The organism is Brucella rhizosphaerae (assembly GCF_002252475.1).
GTDB lineage: Bacteria > Pseudomonadota > Alphaproteobacteria > Rhizobiales > Rhizobiaceae > Brucella > Brucella rhizosphaerae.
In genome coordinates, this window is the sequence record NZ_NNRK01000035.1 from 296,417 (window position 1) to 320,413 (window position 23,997).

Below are 23,997 nucleotides of genomic sequence, written 5' to 3' on the forward strand. Positions count from 1 at the left end.
GAATGTTACCCGGCGGTTGTCTTGAATTTGTTGAGGCGCGAGACGAGCTGCAACATGATGATGCTGACCCACGTAATGCCAAACGAAATGATCGCCAGCGCGGAAGGCTCATAAGCGCGATTGGCGCCGACAAGCTGCAAATACGGACCGAAAGCTGGACGATTGAGCAGCGATGCGAGCGTGAATTCACCAATAACGATGGCAAAAGTAATGAACGCACCGCTCATGACGCCCGACATCACATTCGGGAAAATCACCTTGAACATGATCCGCCCCCAGCCAGCGCCAAGACTTTGTGCCGCTTCGGTAAGCGTGCGGACATCAATCGTGCGCATAGCCGTATCGACGGCGCGATACATATATGGCAGCGACAAGGTCATATAACCGAACATCAGCAACAGATCTGTTGCCCGCGTCGATGACGTGAATGGCAGCCATGATGACGAATTATAGATGCGCAAGTAGCCAAATACGATGACGATTGCTGGAATAACCAGCGGCATCAAGGTGATGAACTCGATCAGTGGCCGCAAATGTGGCAGACGCAGGCGAACCCAATAGGCGGTTGGCACGACAAGCAGGACGCCGAATATGATGGTCAGAATGCCGAGCAGGATCGAATAACTGAAGGTTGCCTGGAAATTCGGATCGCTGAAAACGACCCGGTAAGCGTCGAAGGAATATTCGCCGCGACGCATGCGCAGCGAAAATTCAAAGGTACCAATCAGCGGCACGAGGAAGTAGATCGCACCGATCAGAAAGGCGATCCATGCACCGATCTTCTGAGCGTTAAACGCCTTTTTCATCGCTGCCACCTTTCGGCGCGCATCCGCAGCCAGATGTAAAGGAGGTTGGAAAGCCCGGTGATGACGATCATACCGAGTGCCAGCGCGTAACCCAGGTTCTGGTTATGCAGGACGTCGCCGCGGATCTGCGCATAGAGCAGGATCGGAACGATGTTGAGCGAGGACCCGGTAAGCGCATAGGCTGTCGCAATTGCACCGAAGGCATTCGCAAACAAAAGCAATGTTGTGCCAAGCAGGCTTGGCCAGAGGATCGGGAACGCGACCATGCGCCAATATTGAAGATTGGTGGCTCCAAGGATCGAAGATGCCTCACGCCATTCCTTTTTAAGGCCATCGAGTGCAGGCGTCAGAATCAGGACCATCAGCGGGATCTGGAAGAACAGATAAGTGATGGTCAGACCGAAGAAGCTAAGCAGATTGAAGCCGGTCGAATAAAGATTGAAGCCGAACCACTCGCGCAGCAGAATAGTCACAAAGCCGGTGCGGCCAAGCGTTGCCAGAAAGGCAAAAGCCAGCGGAACGCCAGCGAAATTGGATGCGACACCAGAGAAGGTCAGAACGGTCGGGCGCAGCCAGCGCGGCAGATTGCCAAGCACCACTGCCCAGGCCAGAAAGAAGCCAATCAACGCGCCGCCAAGGGCGGAGGCGAGGCTCACCTTGATCGAAATCCAGTAGGCGCTCAGAATCTGAGGCTGGAAGAGATCATGGACATTCTGAAGCGTGAAATTGCCATCGGGGTCCTGAAATGCGCCGACGATAAGATACATCGTTGGCCATAACAGGAAGAGAATGGCAAACAGAAAGAAAGGCGCGACGCCAATCCACGAAAGTGGCAATTGACGCTTACGCACCCCGCTGATTGGTGCAGTTGTTTCGGCTGATGAACTCATGCGTTCTTTCTTTAGAACATAATCCCGAAAAACTTATAGGCTTTCGGAGACGATTATGCGTGAAGTTAAGAGGCGGATTATCTCTCTCGGCTCAGTTTCTATCAGAGCGCCGCGCGCCAATGGATGCACAAAGGTCGCTTCATTAGCTTAAATTCGCTGCATAATTCCTTAAATCGAAATTGATTTAAGGAATTATGCAGTTGGGGCCTGATCGTTCAGGAACCACTGCGACGACCATTTCTGGTCGTCGCAGGCATAAACAGGGCGAGATGAAGTCGCTTACTGAACGTTTGCGCCGACGACGCTGTCCCAGCTCTTGGTGATTTCTTCCTGAGCGGCTTCAATCTGTTCCAGGGTTGGGAAGATAGCCTTTTCATAAGAATCAGCCGGTGGCAGCTTGTCGAGCAGGTCCTGAGGGATCTTGCCAGCCTTCGCCATCGCGTTGAAGCGGATCGGATGGCAGTAGCCCTTCAGGTATCCGAGCTGGCCTTCATCCGAATAGATGTGCTCCATCCAGAGCTTTGCAGCGTTTGGATGCGGTGCGTAAGCGCTGATCGCCTGAACGTAAACGCCGGCAATGACGCCTGTCTTAGGAATCACTGTTTCGATTTCCGGATTGCCCTTGAGCGTATCGCGGTCAGCGAGAGCGTTATAATCCCAACGGATAACGATTGGGGTCGAGCCCTGTGCGAGCGAAGCAGCCTTGCCGATAACAGGAACGAAGTTACCGTTGGCATTGAGTTCCTTGTAGAATTCAAGGCCCTTTTTGCCGGCTTCTACACCTGGTTCTGCGCCGCGTGCGATACCTGCGGCGTGAACGCCGAGAATTGCCTGCGCGGAAACGCGTGGATCACCAGCGAGAGCAACTGAATTGGCATAATCGCTCTTGAGCAGGTCTTCCCAATCCTGTGGGACGTCCTTGACGATGTCCTTGTTCACTTCGAAAGCGAGAACGCCGTAATAGTCGCCATACCAATAGCCTTCAGCATCCTTGGCGCTATCTGGAATTTCGTCCCAGGTTGCGACCTTGTATGGCTGGATCAGGCCGTCTTTCTTGGCGGTGGTGCCGAAGGCAAAGCCGACGTCGATAACGTCAGGAGCCTGTGGGCCCTTATTGTCTTTGTTGGCCTTGATGGCTTCGATTTCGTCGCCCGAACCCGCATCTGGGTTGAGCTCGTTGACCTTCAGGCCATACTTGTCTTTGAAGCTCTTGATGATTTCGCCGTAACCGCACCAATCATGCGGAAGAGCGATCGTGGTCAGTTCGCCTTCGGCCTTTGCCGCAGCGATGAGTTCGGCCGATGGTTCAGCAGCTGCAATAGAAACCCCGCCAACGGCGATTGCCGTCGAAAGCGACAGCAGACGCGCAGTAAATGCAAGCATTGTTTGACTCCCCTGTTAAAGTCGGGCGAACGCTTCCGGTCGATTCCAGTGTTCGCGCACTCCCGATAGCCGTCCTAGATGACGGTTGGATGACAGTTCGTGGATTGTCACAAAATGTCAACGATAGAAAGTGAAACACGTTTTCAGTGACTTAGCAATTGATCCATAAGGGTTAACTGCACTTTTATGACAATAAATATGACAAAGGTTTCGTCGTTGTCACATTTTAAAAAGACGCGTTTCTCAAAACGACAGCAGTTTGCCTGCGCGCGGCATGATGCGCGCAAGTGTCCGACAAACGAAAATTTGTGAAATACCGACGAAGCATAATTAGTTTCGTATGAAACCTGATTATGAGTAAGATGATTGCGGTTTTTACTGCATAATTCCTCAAACTTCTATTAGTTTCAGGTAGATTGTGCTGCAGATTTAAACCACCAGAGCGACCTTTGTACGCCCAACAGTGCGCCCGGCGCTCTGAAGCGTGTCGCGTGTTATCATATCCATGCGACACGCCTTAATTTTTTGTTCTTAAGCATGCCATTATCCCAAAACCGGTCCCCGCTTTTGGCAGGCATGCTCTAGTGACCGCCACCACCTCCGGCTGCCTGCTTTGGTTTGCGCAACAAGATTGCGCAGATTGCAAGTGTGCAGAACATCATCGTCAGAATGTAAAAGACATCGATGAAGGACATAAGCGTCGATTGTTGGCGCACCATGCCTGACATTTTGGCAATGGCGACAGTCGCGCCATCCATGCCAGCTGCATTGTATTTGGCAGTCAGGTTGGCGAGCATCTGTTCGGCTTCCGCATTGCCCCAGCGAACATGTTCGGCCAGCCGTTCATAATGCATATCGTTTCGGCGCATCAGGATCGTGTTGATGACAGCCAGACCGACAGCGCCGCCGAGATTTCGCGTGAGGTTAAACAGGCCGGAAGCGTTCTTCATGAGAGAAGGTGGCAACGTACCAAGTGCGAGATTGTTGATCGGCACCATACAGAGCATCAGCGAACAACCGCGCAGAATCTGTGGCAGCAGAAGCTCGTAGAAATCCCAATCTGCGGTGAGCCCCGTCACCATCCATGTACCAGCTGCGAAGCCAAGGAAACCGATCATCATCATGAAACGCGGATCCATGCGTGTAGACAGGAAACCAGCAAGCGGAGCCGTGAAGAACATGGCAAGACCGCTCACAAAAAGCGCTTCCCCGATCATCAGTGCATCATAGCCACGTATACTGCTCAGATAGAGCGGATAAAGGTAAGTCAGGCCATAAAGGCCGACACCCATGACAAAGGAAAACAGAGAGCCGAACGCGAAGTTGACGTTTTTGAAGGCTCGTAAATCCACGATGGGTTCTTCAGCTGTGAAAGCCCGATAGAAGAAGATAATGCCGCCAATCGTCATAACGCCCGACAGAACGAAGATCGCGTCATCCTGAAGCCAGTCATTGCGGGGGCCTTCTTCCAGAACATACTCCATGGAGCCGAGGAACGCCGCCATACCGGCAAGTCCCCACCAATCGAACTTGCTCAGGAGCGAGCTGTCGCCTTCATCAAAATCAATCAGGTTCCAGGCAGCGATTGTTACCAGAATGCCAGGCCCGACATTGACCAGAAACAACCAGTGCCAAGAGAAAGCATGGCTGAGATAGCCGCCAATGGTTGGTCCAATAGTTGGCGCCAGCGTTGCGACAAGGCCAATCATCGGCGAAACGATAGAACGTTTGGACGGCGGGAAGATCGTAAACGCAGCGGCAAAAACGCTTGGTATCATGCCGCCGCCGATAAAGCCCTGAATGGCGCGATAAACAATCATCTGATCGATGTTGGTCGCGGTTGCACAGAGCATGGAAGCAAGCGTGAAGCCCGCAGCTGAAACAGTAAACAGAACACGGGTAGAGACGAGGCGCCCGAGGAACCCGGACAACGGAATCATAATGACTTCTGCGATCAGATAGGATGTCTGAACCCAGGAAATTTCATCGGAGCTGGCGCTGAGACCTGCCTGAATTTCAGACAGCGACGCAGATACAATCTGGATATCCAGAATTGCCATGAACATGCCGAACACCATCGCAAGAAAGGCAATCGCCTTCTTGGGATCGATGCGATCATCAGCGGGAGCCATAGGCCCCATCGTGGTGTTTGCAGCCATGACGGCGCACTCCGAAAAGGAAGAGGAAGGTGGCGCGAAAGCTGTTGGCCGCGCCGCCGCATGTTCTCATGATCAGTTTTCACGCGTATCCGGAAAACTGCTATCGACTGTGTCAGTTGGTCTTGTCTTCAGGGGCTGTGCGCGTATCCACGTCAACCGTCACGCTGAGACCAGCACGGATTTTGCCGGAATCGAGTGCTTCCTGTGGAATCGTGATGCGGACAGGAACACGTTGCACAATCTTGGTGAAGTTGCCGGTCGCATTTTCTGGCGGCAACAGCGAGAACACAGCGCCCGATGCGGGTGCAACCGATGCGACCTTTCCTTCAAAGTAAGGGCCGTCAATGGCATCGACATAGATACGTGCTGTCTCACCAGTTTTGATGTGGCCGAGCTGCGTTTCCTTGAAATTGGCATCGATGTAGAGCTCGTTGACCGGAACAAGCGCCGCAATCTTCTGGCCTGGCGAAACGAGATCGCCCTTCTTGCCGGAGAGATTGCCGACAACGCCGTCAAATGGCGCACGCAGCGCGGTGAATGCCAGATCACGAGCAGCCTTGTCACGTGCAAGTTCAAGAGAGCGCATGCCGCTTTCCGATTCCTTGTACTGTGCATTCAGAACTTCGATATTGGCATTCGCGGAAGCAATCTGAGCCTTTGACCCGGCGAGCTTGGCCTTGGCCTGATCAAGCGATGATTGTGCATTATCAAGCTCTGCCTGTGCCGAGAACCGGGTATCATGCAGCCTCTGAATGCGGACCATCGTGCTCTCGGCGTTTTTCAACACAGCCTGCGAAGCCTGCTGATCGGCCTGAGCCTGCTGCAGCACTGCCTGTGCCGCATCGATTTCCGCATTAATCCGGGCAAGCGTCTGCGTTTGTGTCTCGAGCTTGGCTTCCGCTTCATTAAGCGCAATCTGGTAATCCCCGGCATCAAGCTGGAAGATCACATCGCCAGCCTTGATGTGCTGGTTCGCGACAACCGGGATATTTTCGATATAGCCCGTGACTTTCGGTGCAATAGACGCGATGTCACCCTGCACATAAGCGTCGTCTGTTGAAACCATGAAGCGGCCAACTGTCCACCAGTTATAGCCGTACCAAAGTCCACCTGCTACAGCAGCGATAATAACGACTGGAAGCACAACGCGCTTGCCGAAGCCCTTTTTCTTGCCGCCTTTTGCGGTTTCAGGTGTGGCGCCAGGGGCAGCTGTATCCGGGGCTGTTTGCGGTGCTGGCCGTTCGCCCAGGGGTTCTGCATTCACTTTGGACTGTTCTCCCTGAGCCGCAGGGGTCGGGAATGGACGGATATCAGCCGTATCAACAGACTTATGGGCGGACATTTGGAAACTTTCTTTATAACCGCTTCAACGAACCAATCGGTTCGATGTTGACTTAGAGCAATAAGTTGCCCATATCAAGTGACATCGAACCGATTGGTTCGAGAAAATTATGAGTTTTGTACAATGAATCGTGAACACCGCATAGAAGAGAATGCTGCAGCTGCCCTGGATAGCAATGAGGCTGGCACATTTGCGGTTGAACCTGATGGGGAAGGCGGACGCACGCGTCTCGCCGCAGGACAAGACCCTATAAAGCGCCAGCAGATTCTTGAGGGTGCGCAAAATGTGTTTCTGCGCATGGGATTTGATGCTGCCAGCATGAACGACATCACGCGGGAAGCGGGTGTCTCAAAGGGAACGATTTACGTTTATTTCAACAGCAAGGAAGATCTGTTCGTCGCTCTGTGCGAGCACTATCGGATGACGACTTTCAGCAAGCTGGTCGACAAGATCGATCGTGGCTTTTCCACCCGGGAAGAGCTTGCTGATTTTGGTGTTACGCTGGTTACGCTGATAACTTCGACGACTGCAATTCGTGCGCAACGCATCATTCTCGGTGTGAGCGATCGGAAGCCTGAACTGTCGGCACGTTTTTATGAACGTGGACCTAAACGCAGCCATTTGATCATGGCAGACTATCTTTCCAAGATGATCGAAGCAGGCGAACTGGAGCCTTTTGACCCGCTGGAAAAGTCTTATCAGCTTTCGGATCTGTTTCTTTCCGGCCTTTATCGGCCTCGCCTTTTTGGCGTCCTGAGTGAGCCTCCTTCTGAGCAGACAATCATCAAGAATGTTGAATCTGCACTGGATTTCTTCTTCAGGGCTTACGGGAAACACCATCAGGATGTTTCAAAATAGAACATTCGCCCATCTACCGAAGGGTTAAAACCGCATAGTTACATTAGTAACGTAGTTTTCATTTGCGGGAGCCATATTTAGGCGCTGTTCTTGTGTGTAATACTTAGCAATCAATTTATTGCGGGTTGCAACGTGACCCATTTTTTATGTCACTTATAAGTGATTGAAGGTCCGAAGGAGTCGATTCGCTACCGGTATTTTGGGTGGCACCAGATGAAGCCCTTTTTTTCCTTTATTACCAAGGATATTACGCAATGACTCTCGACTTGATTCATTTTCCGAATTTTAAAAAGACCTTCTTTGGCACCTCGTTCCAGGGCGACACGCTTGCGCTTCTGACGCGTATCCGTGACGAGATTGGATGTCGCTATATCATGCACACATATCGTGGGCGTATGGGTGATTGTACAAAGACAAACTCTTCCGACCTGACCGTTGTCATGACGTTTCCTTCGACCTGGGCGACGAGATATTCAGCGAAGAACTACTTCCTGATTGATCCTATTTTTCAGGATGACGCTCCCTATTATCAGAATGATTCCAGCGGCATCGTGCGCGATCTCAAGGAAGATGCTGCTGCATGTCCTGATATCGCGGATATGATGCAAGATGCGGAGAAACATGGGCTGGGGAATACGTTTATAGCCGTCTCAGCCCGCAACCCGAAGGGTGCCGTTGGCTGTACACTTTTCTGCTTTGATCTTGGCGACCAAGTCGCACGAGAAGATTTTCTTCTCAAGATGCGCCCGCGTCTGCTGAGTGTTTCCGGTATTATTCACAATACATTGTGCGGTTGTGATAACACGAAATCAGCTGCATCTCTTCTGACCCCACGCGAGGTAGATTGCTTGCGATGGGCAGCCAACGGCAAGACAGATGGTGAAATCGCTGAAATTCTCAGCATCGCCCGATGGACGGTCGTAACTTATCTTCAAAATGCGAAGATTAAGCTCAATTGTTCTAATCGTACTTCTGCAGTGGCTACAGCACTCTCTCTGGGCATCATTGAAATGCCGGAAGTGCAGCATTTGATGTGATGTCGCGCTTACACGAAAACTACTATTACACCGGATGCGTGAAGCTTCCGGTGTAGCTTTTTCAGGATCAAAAGCGTTATTCTCGATTAAGCCGTCTTGCGCATAGGCAAGCGGGCATTGTCGATAGCATCGATCAGACGGGTCGTATTCTGCGCCGGATCGTCGTCCGGGTTGTCAAATACAATATGGCTCAGTTCAACGCTTGCCGTTTTCCCCGAAAGTGTCAGGCGAAAATAGGCATATACGCCTTTGTTACGGAACTCCATGTCGAGAACGATGGATGGGCTTGTGAACCAGTCACAGTGAAATTCTCCGCCATGCCCCAGTTCGAGCGTGCCCGGAAAGAAGTGCAATTCAGTTGCCGAGCTGACAATATCTGCAATATTGGCAAACAGCTCGCAGCGGATGAAAGCAATATAGTCGGCTGGATCAACCAACCGAAGTTCAGCAACGACTTCGCGGATGTTTTCGGCAATGATTGCCTCGCGTTCGTTTGAGAATTGCAGGCTCTTCATCTTGTCACCGCCGATCCGGAAGAACAGAGATATAATATATTAGAATATACTAAAGTCATCTTAAAACCTATCAATGTAATGCATGTCGAGCATTGATGACACGGATGAGTTCAGCGACAGCCTTATAGAATTCAGGTGCGATCATCTGGTCGACATTCACCTGTTTATAAAGTGCACGGGCCAATTGTACATCCTCGAAAACCGGGATCGAATTCGCGGCAGCTACTTCTTTTATTTTGAGAGCGATCAGGTCTTGTCCCTTTGCAACAACAATTGGGGCTGCATCCTCATTGGGTCGATAGCGTAGTGCTACAGAGAAATGGGTCGGATTTGCGACAATAAGCGTTGCAGTCGGTACGGCGTTGATCATGCGGCGGCGCGCGCGATCGCGTCCCAGAGAGCGCTGGCGTGCTTTTACAAGCGGATCGCCTTCCGATTGCTTGTGCTCATCTTTTACTTCCTGCTTGGTCATGCGCAATTCCTGCTTCCAGTGAATGCGCGACCATGCAAGGTCGAAACCGGCAATTGCTGTGATTGCCAACACATTGGCGACGAGCAGCCTGACCAGATTTTCACGCAGGAATTCCGGTAATGCGCTCGGATCGGTCGCAATGGCATCAGTGAAAAGATTGTTACTTTTGAAGAAGACGAAGAAAACAATAACGCTGGCGGCGAGGAACTTTGCCAGCGATTTCAGGAATTCAACCTGACCGGCACGCCCGAAAATCCGCTGCCAGCCTTTAAAGAGCGATATCCGGGAAGCCTGAGGGCGGATACGCTCTCCCACCATGCGTGGTGCGTTCTGAAAAGCCGAAGCCGCAATACCCGCCAGCGGAATAATGATGAATATCGGAAGGAGCGCCATACCGACTGACACTCCCAGAATGCCAAACAGGTGGCTGGCATCCTCTGCGCTGTTGAGAGTCCAATCCTCCGGGCGGTCCATCAACTCACGCAAAAAGACGGCGAGTTTTGTCGTCGCCGGAGCTGCTACAAAGACAGCGATAACCAGAAAGGACGCGATGCCTGCGAGAATGGGCGCTTCGCGGGAAAAGGGCATATTACCCTTATCGAGAGCGTCGCGGATTTTCTTCTCGCTCGCTTCCTCTGTTTTACTCTCTTTGTCGGTATCATCGGACATGTGTCACACGCGTTCTTAGAGCATGTCTCCCAAAAGTGGAAACCAGTTTTTGGATAAAGACATGCGTGAAAACAAAGAGTTAGAAAGATTTCAGGAAAAGCGGCAACGGCTTATTCTGTGTCTTCGCCTGAATCGAGCGTTATGATGCCGCGTTCCGACAAATCGATCGCGATGCGGGCGACTGTTCGCCTTGCATCGGCAATGTTCTGGCTGGTGATATTGCCCTGCTCGGCGGCGAGCTCGCTTTCGACCATGCGGCGTCCGCGTGTAGAAAGCGACGAAAGCACCGTTTCCTGAAGGGCCGAATCCGCGCCACGCAGAGCTGTTGCGATCTGCTCGGTCTGTACTTCATCGAAGAGCAGAAGACGGGCACGCTGCGACAGGCGTTCAATATCTTCGAAGTTGAAGAGTTTTGCTTTGATGCGGGAAATGTCGTCCTGGCTGAGATCTTTGAGGCTCGCCATGAGCTCTTCCATTTCCTGCCGGTCGAGCTGGTTGAAGATGTTGGCAATCTGGCCGTGATGGGCTTTGACTGGACCAGCATCGCTGCGTCCCAGAAGATCACGACGAAGCACATCTTCCAAAAGATCTGCTGCAGCAGGGGCGACATTGCCGATATGCAAGGAACGCTGAACCACGGCACTGCGCAACTGCGGAGGCAGTCCGACAAAAATGCGTGCTGCGAGATCTGATGGAAGCTTGGAAACAATATAGGCGATGATCTGCGGATGCTGATCAGCGAGATAGGCTTGGAGCCCTTCAATTGGCAGCCGTGCAAGCCCGGCCCAGACGGATTCCTGCACGAGCTGGGGTTGAACGCGCTCTTCAAACACGGCGTCTGCTTCGTCTTGTGGCAGTGCTTCACGCAGCAGGCCTTCAAAACGCTGCGCTGCTTCTGACACAGGTGCGCCTTCGGCAAAAGAATCTTCGAACTGTTTTACGAGCTGTTCAAAATCAAGCGGTGAAATGGGTTCAAGCGTTCGGGCATGACCGGCGAGCTTGCGCAAATCTTCCGCATTGAAATGTTTGAGGAGGCGTGATGCGGATGGACGGCCAATGGCGACAAGGATCGCAGCCGCTTTTTGCGGACCGGTGAGTGTATCGATCAATCCGCTGACGTTGTCGTCGGAAGGCTTTTGCGTTTCATTATCGGCCATGGTCGATCCGTTACTTACCGATGATTTCGGTGAGGCTGACGCCGAACCGTGAGGAGTCGTCTTCGAGCACGATGACTTCACCACGCGCGATCACGCGTCCATTGACGACGATATCGACCGGGTCACCAATCTGCTTGTCGAGCGTGATGACAGCACCGCGACCAAGCTTCATGAGGTTTGCGACGGGCATGGTCGTTCCGCCCAGAACCACCTGAACGTCAACCGGGATACCCATGATCAATTCAAGATTGGGCTTTGAGGCACCAGCTTTGGCGCTGCGCGGCTTTTCTTCGCGCAATTCTTCAATCGCCTCTTCCAGCTCATGCTGCATATTTTCGTCCTTGTTTTCGGTGCTCATGCCTGCCCCGCAATTTCAACTGTTGCCTTCTTGACTGCTCGGCGCACGAAAACCGGCAAGGCGTTTTTTTCTTTTGGCGCAGGCTCGCTTGCAGGCGAAAGCAGCTGCTCATCGATCCGTGTTGCCGTTTCGGTGACGGTGCGCGCCTGACGCATATCGCGCGTGAGCGCTTTACGCAGCCGGTTCAGCTCTTCAATTGCTTCGTCCATTTCGCGGCGCACACGGCTTGTTTCAGCAAGACGGGCTTCCAGCTTGAGTGTTTCGTCCGACAGGTCGGTCCGCTGGCTTTGCAGCGACTTGGCCACGCGCTCCAGACCATTAGAGGCCGCAGCCACGCGCAGCGTCAACAGTTTGCCAAGTTTGATGGTTTCGTTGGCCTTGCGGCCCACGATGATGAGTGCGCCAAGCGAGCCGAGCGCCAGAAGCGTCGATAGAAGATTAGCCAGCAACAAGCTCATCGATAAGATCCTCTTCCTGATTGACAGGGTCGCCAACTTTGACTGTGAAATGGATGCCCGATTTGCCGAGCGTGCATTTGAAAAGCTGCTGATCGCCTGCGCGAAGCCGTACCTGCTCCATTGCATCGACGGGGAGTTTCAGCACCTGTCCGATTTCAAGTTTTGAAAGGGCTTCCAGCGTCATGCTGCCCTGTTGAATGAATGTCTCAAGCTCAATGCGGGCGCGGCTGACTTCATTACGCATCTTCTTGGACCAGGCAGGGTCGGCCTGGTTCATCGGACGGCGCAGGAAAGCAGCCACTGCATCCTGCATTGGCTTATGCGTGTTTCTGGGCAAAAGGAGATGCAGAGCACCGGTCTTGCCTGCTGCGACAACGTCGATCCGGCAGACGAAGAGGCGCGAGCGCTCAAGGTCTTCGCCATTGAATTCGGCTGTGTCCAAGCATTCGCCGGGTGCGAAAAGCGATTGCCCACCACCGGTAAACACCTGATCCAGTGCTGCCGCCATATGCGATGTCAGCTGGCCGGAAACCTTGCGTTCAAGCATGCCAAAGGGGCGTTCGAGATCAAAGCTGCCAAGATTTCCCTGCGCACCGAACATGGTTTCGATGACTGAAAACACCAGCGTTGCGTCGGCCGTCAGATAGAGAGTGCAACCCCAGCGGTCGGCTTTGAGCGGTGCGATAATTGCTGCCTGATCGAGAATGGCATTGATGGCGGCATCATCAGCCGTTTCTACCTGACCAGTTTCAGCATCGAACGCGGCAGCGCTTCCCTGTTTGAGACGGCCACAAAAATTGGACGATGCATCCTTGAATACATGCGCGAGCGATTTGAGGTCGTCGCCGGAAAGTCCGGCTGCGCGTAAAAGGTTATCTGCAAGCACGTCGTTTTTGCGGTTTTGGCCCAGTGTAGTCATAATCAGGCAGCCTGCTGGATCGGCGTGGTCGCCATGGTTTCCTGCTCAACCACGTCGATGCTTGGACGCTCATAGGCTGAAATGGTCTTGCGGCCATATTCGAGCGCGATCTGCGGCAGCGAGCCATTCATGTAGGCAAGCAGTGTCTGCTTCACGACTGTATAGAGACGGTTTTGCTTGTCTCGGGTTGATTTGATCTTGGTCGCGATTGGGCCAACGACACCATAGGAGAAGAAAATACCGGCAAATGTTCCGACAAGTGCTGCACCGATCAGGTGACCAAGCACTTCCGGGGACTGATTGAGCGCGCCCATCGCTTTAATAACACCGAGAACGGCGGCAACGATGCCAAGTGCCGGAAGCGCTTCCGAAATCGACACCATGGCCTGATAGGGCTTCAGCTTGTCACGCGAGAGCGTGTGGATTTCTTCATCCATCAGCGATTCAATTTCATGCGGACGTACATTGCCGACAATGATGAGACGGCAATAATCGCAGATGAAGTGTACGAGGTCATCGTTTTTCAGAACGCTCGGATAGGCCTGGAAGATCGCGGACTCTTTTGGATTGTCGATATGGACTTCCACCTCATTGCGCGACTTTGCGCGCAATTCCCGCATCAGGCTGTAGAGCAGGCCCAGAACGTCGAGATAATCGCGCTGCTTTGGTACGGCATTTGCGAAGGCTTCCATGCAAGCCTTACCTGTATCTTTAACCAGCGAGAGTGGGTTGGCGACAAAGAATGTGCCGAGTGCTGCGCCCAGAATAATGACGAATTCCCATGGCTGGATAAGCACGCTGACGTGACCGCCCATGGCGATGAAACCGCCGAGCATGCAGCCCAGTGTGATGGCGAGGCCGATGAGAATACCCAAAGCGCATGACTCCCGTTGGTTCGAACTTATTTTTACACCTTAAGGAATGCGCCTTGTGCGAAGCTTGCCATTTGACGCTGATCATGTGGACCTGAATTTTTAATCAGCTTCGGACAAGCTTGATCGAGCATAACGGCTGGGAAAAGTTTCAGGGGGTTCTCGCATGGTCAACACGATGATGAGTTATCGGCTGATTGCGTCCGATATGACGCGGTCGTTGCAGCGCGTCTCGAAGGAGCCTGTGGTTGAGCGGGAAACCGCGTATTACAAAGAGAATATCGGCAAGGTTAAATCCATTGACGATTTCATGTCTGATACCCGGCTTTTTAATTACGCGATGAAGGCATTTGGCCTTGAAGATATGGCCTATGCGAAAGCTTTCGTGCGCAAGATCCTTACCGAAGGTGTCAAAAACGATGACGCCATGGCGAACAAGCTGACCGATAAGCGCTACAAAGAATTCGCAACAACGTTTGATTTTGCTGGCAAGGGTGACAAGGCGACGGAAGGCACTGCTCCACAGCAAGGTGTGATGGACAAATATGTCCGTCAGACGCTTGAAACAGAAGCAGGCAGTCAGAATGAAGGCGTTCGTCTGGCGCTCTATTTTGAGCGCAAGGCATCTACTATCACCAATGCTTACGAAATCCTCGGCGACAAAGCGTTGCTTACGATGATGCAGACGACGTTTGGCTGGCCTGCAGCTATGTCGAATGCCGACATCGATAAGCAGGCCAAGATGATCGATGCCAAAGTCGACTTCTCGAAGATGTCCGATCCAGACTATGTGTCGAAGCTGATTTCGCGTTTCACTGCCATGCATGAAATGAACAATCCGACGGCGAGCAGCCCTGCTTCCATTGCGTCGCTGCTGTTGGGTGGAACGTCGTCAGTTGGCATTTCGGCCAACATTCTGACCACATTGCAAAACTTCAAGCCGGGCGGACGTTGATCGATGCAGAATAATTCCATCTATGTCGGGCTTTCTTCGCTCGTAACGCTCGAGCGGCGGATGAACGCCATCGCTCATAATGTGGCGAATATTTCGACCCCGGGCTTTCGTGGCGAGGGCACCAAGTTCGATACCATTGTGTCGAATAAGGCAAGCGAAGACATAAACTTTGCGACTGCTGGCAAGAGCTTCATCCGAACCGAAGCAGGATCGTTGCTTGAAACTGGCAATCCATTTGATGTTGCGGTCAAAGGCAATGTCTGGATGTCGGTTAATACGCCGCAAGGTCTGGTCTATACCCGCGACGGGCGCATGAAGATGATGCCGACCGGCGAACTGGTGTCTGTGACGGGAAACTCCATTCTTGACGTTGGTGGCGCACCGATTGTGCTCAATCCGGATGGTGGAGCACCGAAAATCTCGAGCGATGGCGCGGTCTATCAGAACGGTGCGCAGATCGGTGCCATCGGCCTATTCTCAATTCCTGCCGATGCGGATTTGAGTTATGCGGGCAATTCCGGCGTTGTGCCGAACAAGCCCGCGCAGCCAGTCGTTGACGATATGAGCGCAGGCGTTGTGCAGGGCATGATTGAAGGCTCCAATGTTGATGGTATGACGGAAATGACACGGTTGATCAGTGTCAGTCGTGCTTTCGAGCAGGTCAACAATCTGCTTGGCCAGCAGGAGAACACAGTCGCTGAAGCCATCAGAACGCTGGGCTCCAAAAACGGATGATACCTGACCTCCCGCTCGCGCGGCTCGCCGCTTTTGCACGTCAGCAATCGATAGCACCAAAGCCGCTGACCGGCATTGGCGGCACGGTGAGCGATGTGTCGCGTTCGGCAATTGCTGTGCGCGGGTTGTCACGTGATGCGCGTTTGGGTGATACGGTGGCGATCCGTGCTGATGGTGGACAAAGCCTTGCGGAAATCATCCGCGTTGCAGACCGTCAGGTGCTGGTGAAACCTTTCGATGATCGCATTATTCCTTCACTTGGTGCGGCTGTTTTTGAGGAAGGCCCACTTCGCATTCGCCCGGCACCGGAATGGCGTGGCCGGGTCATTAATGCGCTTGGTGAAGCGGTTGACGGCAAGGGTTCGTTACAGCCTGGCACACGGCCCATGGCGTCCGAGAGCCTGGCTCTGGCTGCATTGCGCCGTGCCCGTGTTGATCGCGGGCTTCGCACTGGCGTCAATGTAATTGATATTTTCACGCCGCTCTGTTTCGGGCAGCGCATCGGTATTTTTGCAGGCTCCGGTGTCGGCAAATCTACATTGCTTGCCATGATGACGCGCGCGGCTGATTTTGACACTGTGGTTCTGGCTCTGACGGGCGAGCGTGGCCGCGAAGTGCGTGAAATGCTTGAAGAGACTATGGCGGGGCATCTCAACAAGACTGTAACGGTGGTTGCCACTGGTGACGAGAGCCCGATGATGCGCCGCCTTGCCCCCAATACCGCGACGGCGATAGCCGAGTATTTCCGCGATCTCGGACAAAACGTCCTGCTGATCGTGGATTCGGTCACCCGCTTTGCGCATGCGGCGCGCGAAGTGGCTATTGCCGCTGAAGAACCGCCAGTTTCGCGCGGCTATCCGCCAAGTGTGTTCAGCCAGTTGCCACGCCTTCTTGAACGGGCGGGACCGGGCATCAGCGAGGCAGGCGGCAGTATCACCGGTATTTATTCGGTGCTGGTTGATGGCGATGATCATAATGATCCGGTTTCAGACACCATTCGCGGCACGCTGGATGGGCATATCGTGCTCGACCGGGCAATTGCGGCTCAGGGGCGGTTCCCGGCGGTTGATATTCCCGCATCGGTATCGCGTCTGGCGAAGCATAACTGGACGCCGGAACAGCGCAAGCTTGCAGGACAGTTGCGCAGTATGGTGGCGCGGTTTGAGGAAACGCGCGATCTGCGCGCAATTGGAGCCTATCAAAAGGGGCATGACGGGTTGTTGGATCAGGCCGTCGATCTGGTGCCGCGTATTTATGATGCGCTGCAACAGTCGCCCGAAACGGGCCTTTCGGAAGACCCTTATCACGACCTTGCCGCAGCGTTGCGCGGAGAAAAACAGACATGAAGAACATGATGCAGGGGTCTCGCAAGAGGCGGGAAGAGGACGTTCTCGCTGATCTTGCGGCAGAGGTGGAAGCAGCTACCGCAACGGAAACTAAAAAGCCGCAAAGCCAGGTCGACCGCTATCTCAAGATCGCGGCTATTACGCTCGCGGTCGGCTGCGCGATGCTTCCTTTCATTACATATTTGCAGCGCGTTGATCTCAGTCCTGACAAAAAGGCGGATACCAAGATCGTTGATCCGCTTGATCGTTCGGAACAGAAGACTGTGCGCCAGTTCCCTTCGTTCCGGCCCAACGATCTGGTTGCGCCGAATGAGAACATCGATAGCACGACGACTGGTTCGGTTATGTCCAATGGCAAGGGATTGCCCGGAACAGGTGCTGGGAATGGTGGCGATGGCAATGGCGAAGGTCAATCTCTCCCAAAGCCGGTATTTGCGCTGCGCGAAGTGGTCGGCGGCATGGCGATGATCGAGGACACATCCGGCTATTGGTTCGTGGAAAGAGGCTCGCTTCTGCCTGATGGCAGCCATCTTGTTTCAATCGGGCGAGGCAACCAGGCGGGTACGTGGAAACTCACGACAACCTCCGGTGATGTGATTGAGATGCGCAAGTAGCCGCAGGGAAACCTGTCTGCGTGTTCTCATTGTTCGTGTTGACCGCAGGTCTTATCCAAAGACTGACCGCACCTAATCAAAAGACATAATTTCTCATTGCACCTACGCCCTATGACGTAAGCTACGCAAGCTTGACGCAAGTTCCGACCTTTAAGTTAACAAACTATAAAGGCGGGAAACTCCATGAGCTCCATTCATCTTTTCGATCTGGCTGCAAGGCAGGCGCAGTGGTTGTCGGTACGACAGGCCACAGTTGCGGGCAATGTTGCCAATGCGAATACGCCGGATTTCCGGGCGCGCGACGTTCAGCCCTTCGCAGATGTGTTGGACAAGACCCAGCTCACTATGGCTGCAACCAGTCCTCAGCATCTGGAAGTCGAAGCGAATGGTATTGCGGGTGCTCGTCTGCGTCCTGAAGACATCACCGAGCAGACCCATTCCGGCAATACGGTCGATGTTGAACGCGAAATGATGAAGGCTGGCGAGGTCGCCCGCGACTATTCACTCAACACAAGCATCGTCAAAGCGTTTCATCGCATGATGCTGTCTGTGGCGAAGGGGTAAGCGATGTCAGACGCTTTGCAGAATAGCTTGAAGATCGCAGCATCGGGCCTGTCGGCACAGTCGACCCGTTTGCGCGTCGTTTCTGAAAATCTTGCCAATGCGCAGGCGACCGCCAAGACGGCAGATGCTGATCCCTATCGCCGCAAAACTGTATCCTTCCGCACGGAAGTGGAGCAGAGCACGGGTGCTGCTGAGGTCCGGGTTGCCGAAGTTGGCAAAGACACCTCCGCCTTTATCGAAGAATATGATCCAAGCCATCCGGCTGCGGATGCGCGTGGCTATGTGAAATATCCCAACGTCAACATGGTCGTCGAAATGGCGGACATGCGTGAAGCCAACCGTTCTTATGAAGCCAATTTGCAGGTCGTCAAGCAGGCGCGTGAGCTGATCTCGATGACCATCGATCTCCTGAGGAGCACTTAATGTACGACTCGATTATGAGCGTTTCGGCGCGCAACGCCCTGTCGCGTCTTTCTGAAACAGTTGCTGAAAAGAGCGTTGGCTCAACATCGGCTCCGCAAGCTATTCCTGCCACTCCGGGCGCTTCGTTCGGTGAAGTCCTGTCACAAATGACGGATTCGGTCGGCCAGAAGCTGCAGGCTGCCGAAGCTAACTCTATTCAGGGCATTAAAGGCGATGCTCCGCTGCGCGATGTAGTCAGCTCTGTCATGGAAGCTGAACAGTCGCTTCAGACGGCGATCGCGATCCGCGACAAGATCGTGCAGGCCTATCTCGAAATCAGCCGTATGCCGGTTTGAGTCAAGTCTGAGCTTCCCTCTTTGATTTAAGGACCTGCCATGAAAGCCCTGACGATTGCCGCAACCGGTATGAACGCCCAGCAGCTCAATCTGGAAGTGATTGCGAATAACATCGCCAATATCAATACAACGGGCTTCAAGCGTGCACGCGCCGAGTTTTCTGATTTGCTGTATCAATCGGAACGCACGGCAGGTGTCCCCAATCAGGCCAATCAGGCAATTGTGCCCGAAGGCGCTTTGGTTGGGCTGGGTGTGCAGACTGCGGCTGTGCGCAATCTCCATATGCAGGGAAGCTTCAACCAGACTGGCAATCCGTATGACGTGGCATTGACCGGACGCGGTTGGTTCCAGATTCAGAGCCCGACGGGCGAAACGCTTTACACACGTGCTGGCGCATTCAACAAGAATGCTGACGGCCAGCTGGTCACCCTTGATGGCAATGCGATAGAGCCAGCCATCACTATTCCGCCTGATGCTATCGAGGTGACAGTGACGGAAACCGGGCAGGTCTTTGCCAAGCTGCAGGATCAGGTTAATCAGACCAATCTCGGTCAGCTGACGCTTGCAAATTTTACCAATGAAGCCGGTCTTGAGCCACTTGGCGGTAATCTGTACCGCGAAACAGAAGCCTCTGGCGGACCACTTGTCGGCGTTCCCGGTGATCCGGGTTACGGCGCGATCAAGCAGGGCTATCTCGAAGCATCCAATGTCGATCCGGTGAAAGAAATCACTGATCTGATCACGGCGCAGCGCGCCTATGAGATGAATTCCAAGGTCATTCAGGCTGCCGATGAAATGGCTGCGACCGTATCGAAAAACCTGCGCTAACGGTGATGGCGATGAGTTATACGAAGGCACTTTCGCGGAAAACAAGGCTGGCAATCACCGCCGGCCTTCTGCTGTTCGCAGTGACGGGCGCAAGCGCTGCCGAGCGTATCGCCTTTGTCGTTCCATCGGCTACCGTCTACCCTGGTCAGATCGTAAGCGATACCGCACTTCTGGAAAAGCAGTTTTTCATCAGTGCACCAGCGGCAAGCCAGTATGTTCTCTCTCAGGAACAGGCCACAGGCAAAGTAGCGCGTAAGACGCTGCTTCCGGGCAAACCGATCCTCGTTTCTGCACTTGGTGAACCATCGCTGGTGAAGCGCGGCGTTCCTGCTCCGCTGGTATTTACTTCTGGTACGCTGGTCATAACCGCCATGGGGACGCCGCTTGAATCAGGTTCCGCCGGCGACTTCATCAAAATTCGCAATATCGACAGCGGCATCATCGTGTCAGGCACTGTGCTCGCCGATGGTCGCATTCAGGTGGGGATGCAGTGAGAAAAACGCGCGCAGCCCTGATCGCTCTTTTGGTCATAGCACTCCAGCCAATCGCTGGTTTTGCCGACGAGTCCTCGAAAAACGCGCGTGAGTTTGGCAACGCCGTTGAGGCTGATGCGGACTGGCTCGGCTCTGGTGGTGATCCGTCGAAAATGGCTTATGCCGAGCTTGGCAGGGGCAGCGCAGTTGCGCGCCTTAAAGACATTGCGACTATTCAGGGTGTGCGTGAAAACCAGCTTGTCGGCTATGGTCTCGTTATCGGTCTTAAAGGCAGTGGTGACAGCTTGCGCAACTCGCCCTTTACCGAGCAATCCATGCGTGCCATGCTTGATAATCTTGGCATCAGTGCACCGCGCAATTCGACCCGCTCCAAGAATACAGCAGCTGTTATCGTGACGGCCAATCTTCCCGCTTTTGCCGGAACCGGTTCGCGTATTGACATCACTGTATCCTCGCTTGGTGATGCGACCTCACTGCAAGGTGGTACGCTGGTTATGACGCCGCTTATGGGCGCGGATAATCAGATTTATGCGGTTGCGCAGGGTAACATGATCGTTTCAGGCTTTTCAGCCGAAGGCGAAGCCGCAAGCATAACCCAAGGCGTTCCGACATCAGGCCGCATCCCCAATGGCGCGCTGGTCGAGCGCGAAGTTGCAGGCAATTTCGGCAAAGACAGCGAAATGGTTGTCGAATTACGTGATCCTGACTTCACGACTGCAGTACGCGCTGCTGACACAATCAATGTTTTCGCCAAGCGTCGTTACGGACGTGGGGTGGCGATTGCACGTGATGCCAAAACCATTCGTCTTCAGCGTCCGAAGAATGTTCCTGCTGCGCGCTTCCTTGCGGAACTTGAAGGCCTGCCAATTACGACCGATGAAGTCGCGCGTGTTGTGGTGGATGAGCGCACTGGAACAGTGGTCATCGGCGAAAAAGTGCGCATCTCCAAAGTGGCTATCAGCCATGGCAGTTTGACGGTGAGGGTCACAGAAACGCCGATGGTCGTCCAGCCCGATCCATTCAGCTATGGCGAGACGGAAGTTGAACCGAACACCGATATCGCCGTCAATCAGGCCGATTCCAAAATTGGCATTCTGACCGGAGCTAATCTCGAGAATCTGGTGAAAGGCCTGAACCAGATTGGCGTTAAGCCGAACGGTATCATTGCTATTTTGCAGGCGATCAAGACGTCCGGCGCCCTTCATGCCGAACTGGTGGTGCAATGACCATGGCTAAAAACATCATCCGTTATGGCTCGGCTTTTGCACTGCTCGTTGGTGCAAGTCTTCCGGCTTTCGCACAGCAGCCACTTCCACCTGTCCCGACGTCTGCAAAGGCTGTGGCACCCACAACCGCCGTGCAGCAGCTTGCGGCGTCTGCGCCAATTGGCAATCTCGATGAAATCCGCAAGTTTTGCGGCAATATCGATGACCAGGCGGCAGATGCGCGCTTCGCGCTACAAACCAGGCAACTCAACGACCTCAAGGCCGATGTGGAAGCTCGTATGCGTGCGCTGGAAGACAAGCGTAAGGAATATGAGATGTGGCTCAAGCGTCGTGACGAGTTCGTCAGCAAGGCGCAGGATTCACTGGTCGATATCATTTCCAAGATGAAACCCGATGCAGCAGCGGCTCAGATGTCGCTTATCGGTGATGAAGCGGCTGCCGCTTTGATCCTCAAGCTCAACCCACGGGTATCGAGTATCATTCTCAATGAAATGCCGCCTGAGAAGGCGGCAAAGCTTGCACGGGTCATTGTTGGTTCACAGCGCACGGCTGCAACGCCTCAATCCAACAGGGCTCAGAGCGCTCAGGCTGAAACCGGGAATACGGTGCAATGACGAGAAGCATGAACAAAGCGATCCTTGCAACAGCGATACTGGCCCTTCTGGCAGGTTGTGCCACGAAGCCCGAAGAAATCGGCCGTGCGCCAGACTTGTCGCCGGTTGCCGCCAATCTCGGCATGAAAAACAATCCGCAATATAATGGCTACCCCGCTCGTCCGAGCAAGGCGTCGTATTCATTGTGGGATCAGCGATCGACCAATTTTTTCAAGGACCCGCGTGCAGCTGAGCCCGGGGATGTGTTGACCGTCATCATCTCGATCAATGATCGGGCGAATATGGATAACAAGACCGACCGCGAGCGTGTGTCGAAAGGCCTTTACGGTGGTGGCGCGTCGTTCGACACCAGCAGTCTTTCCGGCGCAGCTGGCGGCGGTGATATCGATGCATCGGTCAATACCCGTTCCAACAGTACATCCAAGGGCAAAGGCAAGATCGAACGCAGCGAAGACATTCGTTTGCAGGTCGCTGCCATCGTTACCGACACATTGCCCAACGGCAATATGATCATTCGAGGCTCGCAGGAAGTCCGCGTAAACTATGAGCTGCGCGTATTGAATGTCGTGGGTGTTGTGCGTCCGCGCGACATTTCCGGAAACAATACAATTTCCTACGACAAAATCGCCGAAGCTCGCATTTCCTATGGGGGACGCGGGCGCCTGAGCGAGGTTCAGCAGCCGCCATACGGTCAGCAGATTCTCGATCAGATTTCTCCGTTCTGAAGTTGAGCAGGCATGAGCGATACAGCAATCGATAAAGACGGCAAAGCAAAGACCTCCATGGTGGGGCTGCTGGCTGCCGTCGCTGTGCTGACCGCGATTGCCGGCGGTGGCGGCTGGTATCTTGGCGGCGTAATTTCCGCCGATCAGCAAGCTGCTGCCAGGTCGACAACGAAAGACGACAAGCCGAAACAGGGTGAATTCGAATCCCGTTCCATCGGAACAATCGTGCCATTGCAGCCGATCGTTACCAATCTTGGCATCCCGCAGACCACTTGGGTCCGGCTGGAGGCTTCACTTGTTGCAAAGCCGGGCCGTGAAATTCCCGCAGATGTTGCAGCAAGTGTGGGCGATGACTTCATGAGCTTCCTGCGCAGCGTCAACCTCATGCAATTGCAAGGGGCGGCGGGGCTGGCTTATTTGCGTGCCGATCTTGAAGAGAGGGCGCGGATGCGTTCGGAAGGCGCGGTGGACCGTGTCTTCATTTCGACGCTGGTAGTAGAATGAAAAAGATTGTTGCCCTTACTGGCCTGCTGACGCTGGCATTTATTTCTGCTGCTCATTCACAGGCCCTGTCGCTGGATAATCTTCTGCCTGCTGGCAGTGGGGCCGCGAGCGGGCAGATCGTGCAGCTCTTCGGACTTCTGACTGTCCTGTCGGTAGCGCCTGGTCTGCTGATCATGGTCACGAGCTTCACGCGCTTTGCAATTGCGTTTTCCCTCTTGCGTTCGGGGCTTGGACTACAGACCGCGCCTGCGAGCATGGTGATGATTTCGCTGGCATTGTTCATGACGTTCTACGTCATGGCTCCGGTTTTTGATCGCGCCTGGAACAATGGCGTGCAGCCATTGATGCGCAACGAGATTACACAGGAAGTGGCTTTTCGTGAGATTTCGACCCCGTTTCGCGAGTTCATGATGCGCGAAGTGCGCGACAAGGATTTGCGCCTGTTTGAAGATCTCGCCGATCCGGCATTCCGCACAGGTGAAGACGGTATTGTCGATTTCCGCGTGCTGGTCCCAGCCTTCATGATTTCGGAATTGCGTCGCGGTTTTGAGATCGGGTTTCTGATCGTTCTGCCATTTCTGGTGATCGATCTTGTGGTTGCTACACTCACCATGTCTATGGGTATGATGATGTTGCCGCCGACGGTGATATCCTTGCCGTTCAAGATATTGTTTTTCGTGCTGATCGATGGCTGGAATATCCTCGTGGGAAGCCTGATACGATCATTCTCGTGAATTTA

Annotated in this window: 28 protein-coding genes; 16 read left to right on the forward strand and 12 right to left on the reverse strand. The window is 53.7% G+C overall.

Translation table 11 applies throughout. From position 1 onward, the window contains the following. Positions 1-5 precede the first annotated feature (5 nt). From CEV32_RS22985 to CEV32_RS23005, 5 genes are all read right to left on the reverse strand, one after another. On the reverse strand, positions 6-806 hold the full coding sequence (locus CEV32_RS22985) for an ABC transporter permease (protein WP_094579445.1): 801 nt from the start codon (positions 804-806) through the stop codon (positions 6-8). Next, positions 803-1,696, reverse strand: a complete 894-nt coding sequence (locus tag CEV32_RS22990) for an ABC transporter permease (protein ID WP_094579446.1) — start codon at positions 1,694-1,696, stop codon at positions 803-805. The genes CEV32_RS22985 and CEV32_RS22990 overlap by 4 nt, the downstream gene beginning before the upstream one ends. A 279-nt stretch (positions 1,697-1,975) precedes the next feature. Then, entirely contained in the window at positions 1,976-3,079 is a 1,104-nt protein-coding gene (locus CEV32_RS22995) for an ABC transporter substrate-binding protein (protein WP_094579447.1), read from the reverse strand. 581 nt (positions 3,080-3,660) lie between these two features. Next, positions 3,661-5,238, reverse strand: a complete 1,578-nt coding sequence (locus CEV32_RS23000) for a DHA2 family efflux MFS transporter permease subunit (protein WP_094579448.1) — start codon at positions 5,236-5,238, stop codon at positions 3,661-3,663. 112 nt (positions 5,239-5,350) lie between these two features. After that, positions 5,351-6,580: an HlyD family secretion protein gene (locus CEV32_RS23005; RefSeq protein WP_094579449.1), complete on the reverse strand. Its 1,230-nt coding sequence runs from the start codon at positions 6,578-6,580 to the stop codon at positions 5,351-5,353. Positions 6,581-6,703: 123 nt separating this feature from the next. On the opposite strand from CEV32_RS23005, the gene CEV32_RS23010 reads away from it, so the two are divergent. Together CEV32_RS23010 and CEV32_RS23015 are read left to right on the forward strand one after the other, a co-directional pair. Continuing rightward, positions 6,704-7,438, forward strand: a complete 735-nt coding sequence (locus CEV32_RS23010) for a TetR/AcrR family transcriptional regulator (protein ID WP_094579450.1) — start codon at positions 6,704-6,706, stop codon at positions 7,436-7,438. 254 nt (positions 7,439-7,692) lie between these two features. Next, positions 7,693-8,475 (forward strand): helix-turn-helix transcriptional regulator, encoded by a 783-nt coding sequence (locus tag CEV32_RS23015; protein ID WP_094579451.1) that lies wholly within the window; start codon positions 7,693-7,695, stop codon positions 8,473-8,475. An 86-nt stretch (positions 8,476-8,561) separates the two neighbouring features. On the opposite strand, the gene CEV32_RS23020 is transcribed toward CEV32_RS23015, so the two are convergent. The 7 genes from CEV32_RS23020 to motA form a co-directional block, all read right to left on the reverse strand. Next, positions 8,562-8,990: a hypothetical protein gene (locus tag CEV32_RS23020; RefSeq protein ID WP_094579452.1), complete on the reverse strand. Its 429-nt coding sequence runs from the start codon at positions 8,988-8,990 to the stop codon at positions 8,562-8,564. A gap of 70 nt (positions 8,991-9,060) precedes the next feature. After that, a complete protein-coding gene (gene flhB, locus CEV32_RS23025) occupies positions 9,061-10,131 on the reverse strand; it encodes a flagellar type III secretion system protein FlhB (RefSeq protein ID WP_094579453.1) in 1,071 nt (356 codons plus the stop codon). Positions 10,132-10,241: 110 nt separating this feature from the next. After that, complete coding sequence (locus CEV32_RS23030) at positions 10,242-11,288, reverse strand: flagellar motor switch protein FliG (RefSeq protein WP_094579454.1); 1,047 nt, start codon at positions 11,286-11,288, stop codon at positions 10,242-10,244. Between the two features lie 10 nt (positions 11,289-11,298). Further along, entirely contained in the window at positions 11,299-11,646 is a 348-nt protein-coding gene (gene fliN / locus CEV32_RS23035) for a flagellar motor switch protein FliN (RefSeq protein WP_094579455.1), read from the reverse strand. Further along, on the reverse strand, positions 11,643-12,104 hold the full coding sequence (locus CEV32_RS23040) for a BAB2_0123 family type IV secretion system effector (protein WP_094579456.1): 462 nt from the start codon (positions 12,102-12,104) through the stop codon (positions 11,643-11,645). Before CEV32_RS23040 ends, fliN begins: the two co-directional genes overlap by 4 nt. Then, positions 12,085-13,023 carry a FliM/FliN family flagellar motor switch protein gene (locus tag CEV32_RS23045; RefSeq protein WP_094579457.1) on the reverse strand — a complete coding sequence of 313 codons (939 nt, stop codon included), beginning with the start codon at positions 13,021-13,023 and terminating at the stop codon, positions 12,085-12,087. The genes CEV32_RS23040 and CEV32_RS23045 overlap by 20 nt, the downstream gene beginning before the upstream one ends. A 2-nt stretch (positions 13,024-13,025) precedes the next feature. Continuing rightward, positions 13,026-13,898: a flagellar motor stator protein MotA gene (motA, locus tag CEV32_RS23050; protein WP_094579458.1), complete on the reverse strand. Its 873-nt coding sequence runs from the start codon at positions 13,896-13,898 to the stop codon at positions 13,026-13,028. A 163-nt stretch (positions 13,899-14,061) separates the two neighbouring features. Between motA and CEV32_RS23055 the strand changes: the two genes are divergently transcribed. From CEV32_RS23055 to fliP, 14 genes are all read left to right on the forward strand, one after another. Further along, a complete protein-coding gene (locus tag CEV32_RS23055) occupies positions 14,062-14,850 on the forward strand; it encodes a DUF1217 domain-containing protein (RefSeq protein WP_094579459.1) in 789 nt (262 codons plus the stop codon). Between the two features lie 3 nt (positions 14,851-14,853). Beyond that, entirely contained in the window at positions 14,854-15,585 is a 732-nt protein-coding gene (flgF, locus tag CEV32_RS23060; protein WP_094579460.1) for a flagellar basal-body rod protein FlgF, read from the forward strand. Next, a complete protein-coding gene (gene fliI, locus CEV32_RS23065; RefSeq protein ID WP_094579461.1) occupies positions 15,582-16,931 on the forward strand; it encodes a flagellar protein export ATPase FliI in 1,350 nt (449 codons plus the stop codon). Before flgF ends, fliI begins: the two co-directional genes overlap by 4 nt. 5 nt (positions 16,932-16,936) lie before the next feature. Continuing rightward, positions 16,937-17,545, forward strand: coding sequence for a hypothetical protein (locus tag CEV32_RS23070; protein ID WP_094579508.1), 609 nt, complete (start codon positions 16,937-16,939; stop codon positions 17,543-17,545). Positions 17,546-17,728: 183 nt separating this feature from the next. After that, complete coding sequence (gene flgB / locus CEV32_RS23075) at positions 17,729-18,109, forward strand: flagellar basal body rod protein FlgB (protein WP_094579462.1); 381 nt, start codon at positions 17,729-17,731, stop codon at positions 18,107-18,109. 3 nt (positions 18,110-18,112) lie between these two features. Next, the gene (flgC, locus tag CEV32_RS23080) at positions 18,113-18,532 is read left to right on the forward strand and encodes a flagellar basal body rod protein FlgC (RefSeq protein ID WP_094579463.1); all 420 of its coding nucleotides are present in this window, start codon (positions 18,113-18,115) and stop codon (positions 18,530-18,532) included. Then, positions 18,532-18,867, forward strand: coding sequence for a flagellar hook-basal body complex protein FliE (locus CEV32_RS23085; RefSeq protein ID WP_094579464.1), 336 nt, complete (start codon positions 18,532-18,534; stop codon positions 18,865-18,867). The genes flgC and CEV32_RS23085 overlap by 1 nt, the downstream gene beginning before the upstream one ends. 39 nt (positions 18,868-18,906) lie before the next feature. Beyond that, entirely contained in the window at positions 18,907-19,695 is a 789-nt protein-coding gene (flgG, locus tag CEV32_RS23090) for a flagellar basal-body rod protein FlgG (RefSeq protein WP_094579465.1), read from the forward strand. 11 nt (positions 19,696-19,706) lie between these two features. After that, complete coding sequence (flgA, locus tag CEV32_RS23095) at positions 19,707-20,189, forward strand: flagellar basal body P-ring formation chaperone FlgA (RefSeq protein ID WP_094579509.1); 483 nt, start codon at positions 19,707-19,709, stop codon at positions 20,187-20,189. Continuing rightward, positions 20,186-21,415, forward strand: a complete 1,230-nt coding sequence (locus tag CEV32_RS23100) for a flagellar basal body P-ring protein FlgI (protein ID WP_094579466.1) — start codon at positions 20,186-20,188, stop codon at positions 21,413-21,415. Before flgA ends, CEV32_RS23100 begins: the two co-directional genes overlap by 4 nt. Continuing rightward, entirely contained in the window at positions 21,412-22,029 is a 618-nt protein-coding gene (locus CEV32_RS23105; RefSeq protein WP_094579467.1) for a MotE family protein, read from the forward strand. The genes CEV32_RS23100 and CEV32_RS23105 overlap by 4 nt, the downstream gene beginning before the upstream one ends. Continuing rightward, a complete protein-coding gene (gene flgH, locus CEV32_RS23110; protein ID WP_094579468.1) occupies positions 22,026-22,754 on the forward strand; it encodes a flagellar basal body L-ring protein FlgH in 729 nt (242 codons plus the stop codon). The genes CEV32_RS23105 and flgH overlap by 4 nt, the downstream gene beginning before the upstream one ends. 12 nt (positions 22,755-22,766) lie before the next feature. Continuing rightward, complete coding sequence (locus tag CEV32_RS23115; RefSeq protein WP_094579469.1) at positions 22,767-23,258, forward strand: flagellar basal body-associated FliL family protein; 492 nt, start codon at positions 22,767-22,769, stop codon at positions 23,256-23,258. Continuing rightward, the gene (gene fliP, locus CEV32_RS23120) at positions 23,255-23,992 is read left to right on the forward strand and encodes a flagellar type III secretion system pore protein FliP (RefSeq protein ID WP_094579470.1); all 738 of its coding nucleotides are present in this window, start codon (positions 23,255-23,257) and stop codon (positions 23,990-23,992) included. The genes CEV32_RS23115 and fliP overlap by 4 nt, the downstream gene beginning before the upstream one ends. Positions 23,993-23,997 lie beyond the last annotated feature (5 nt).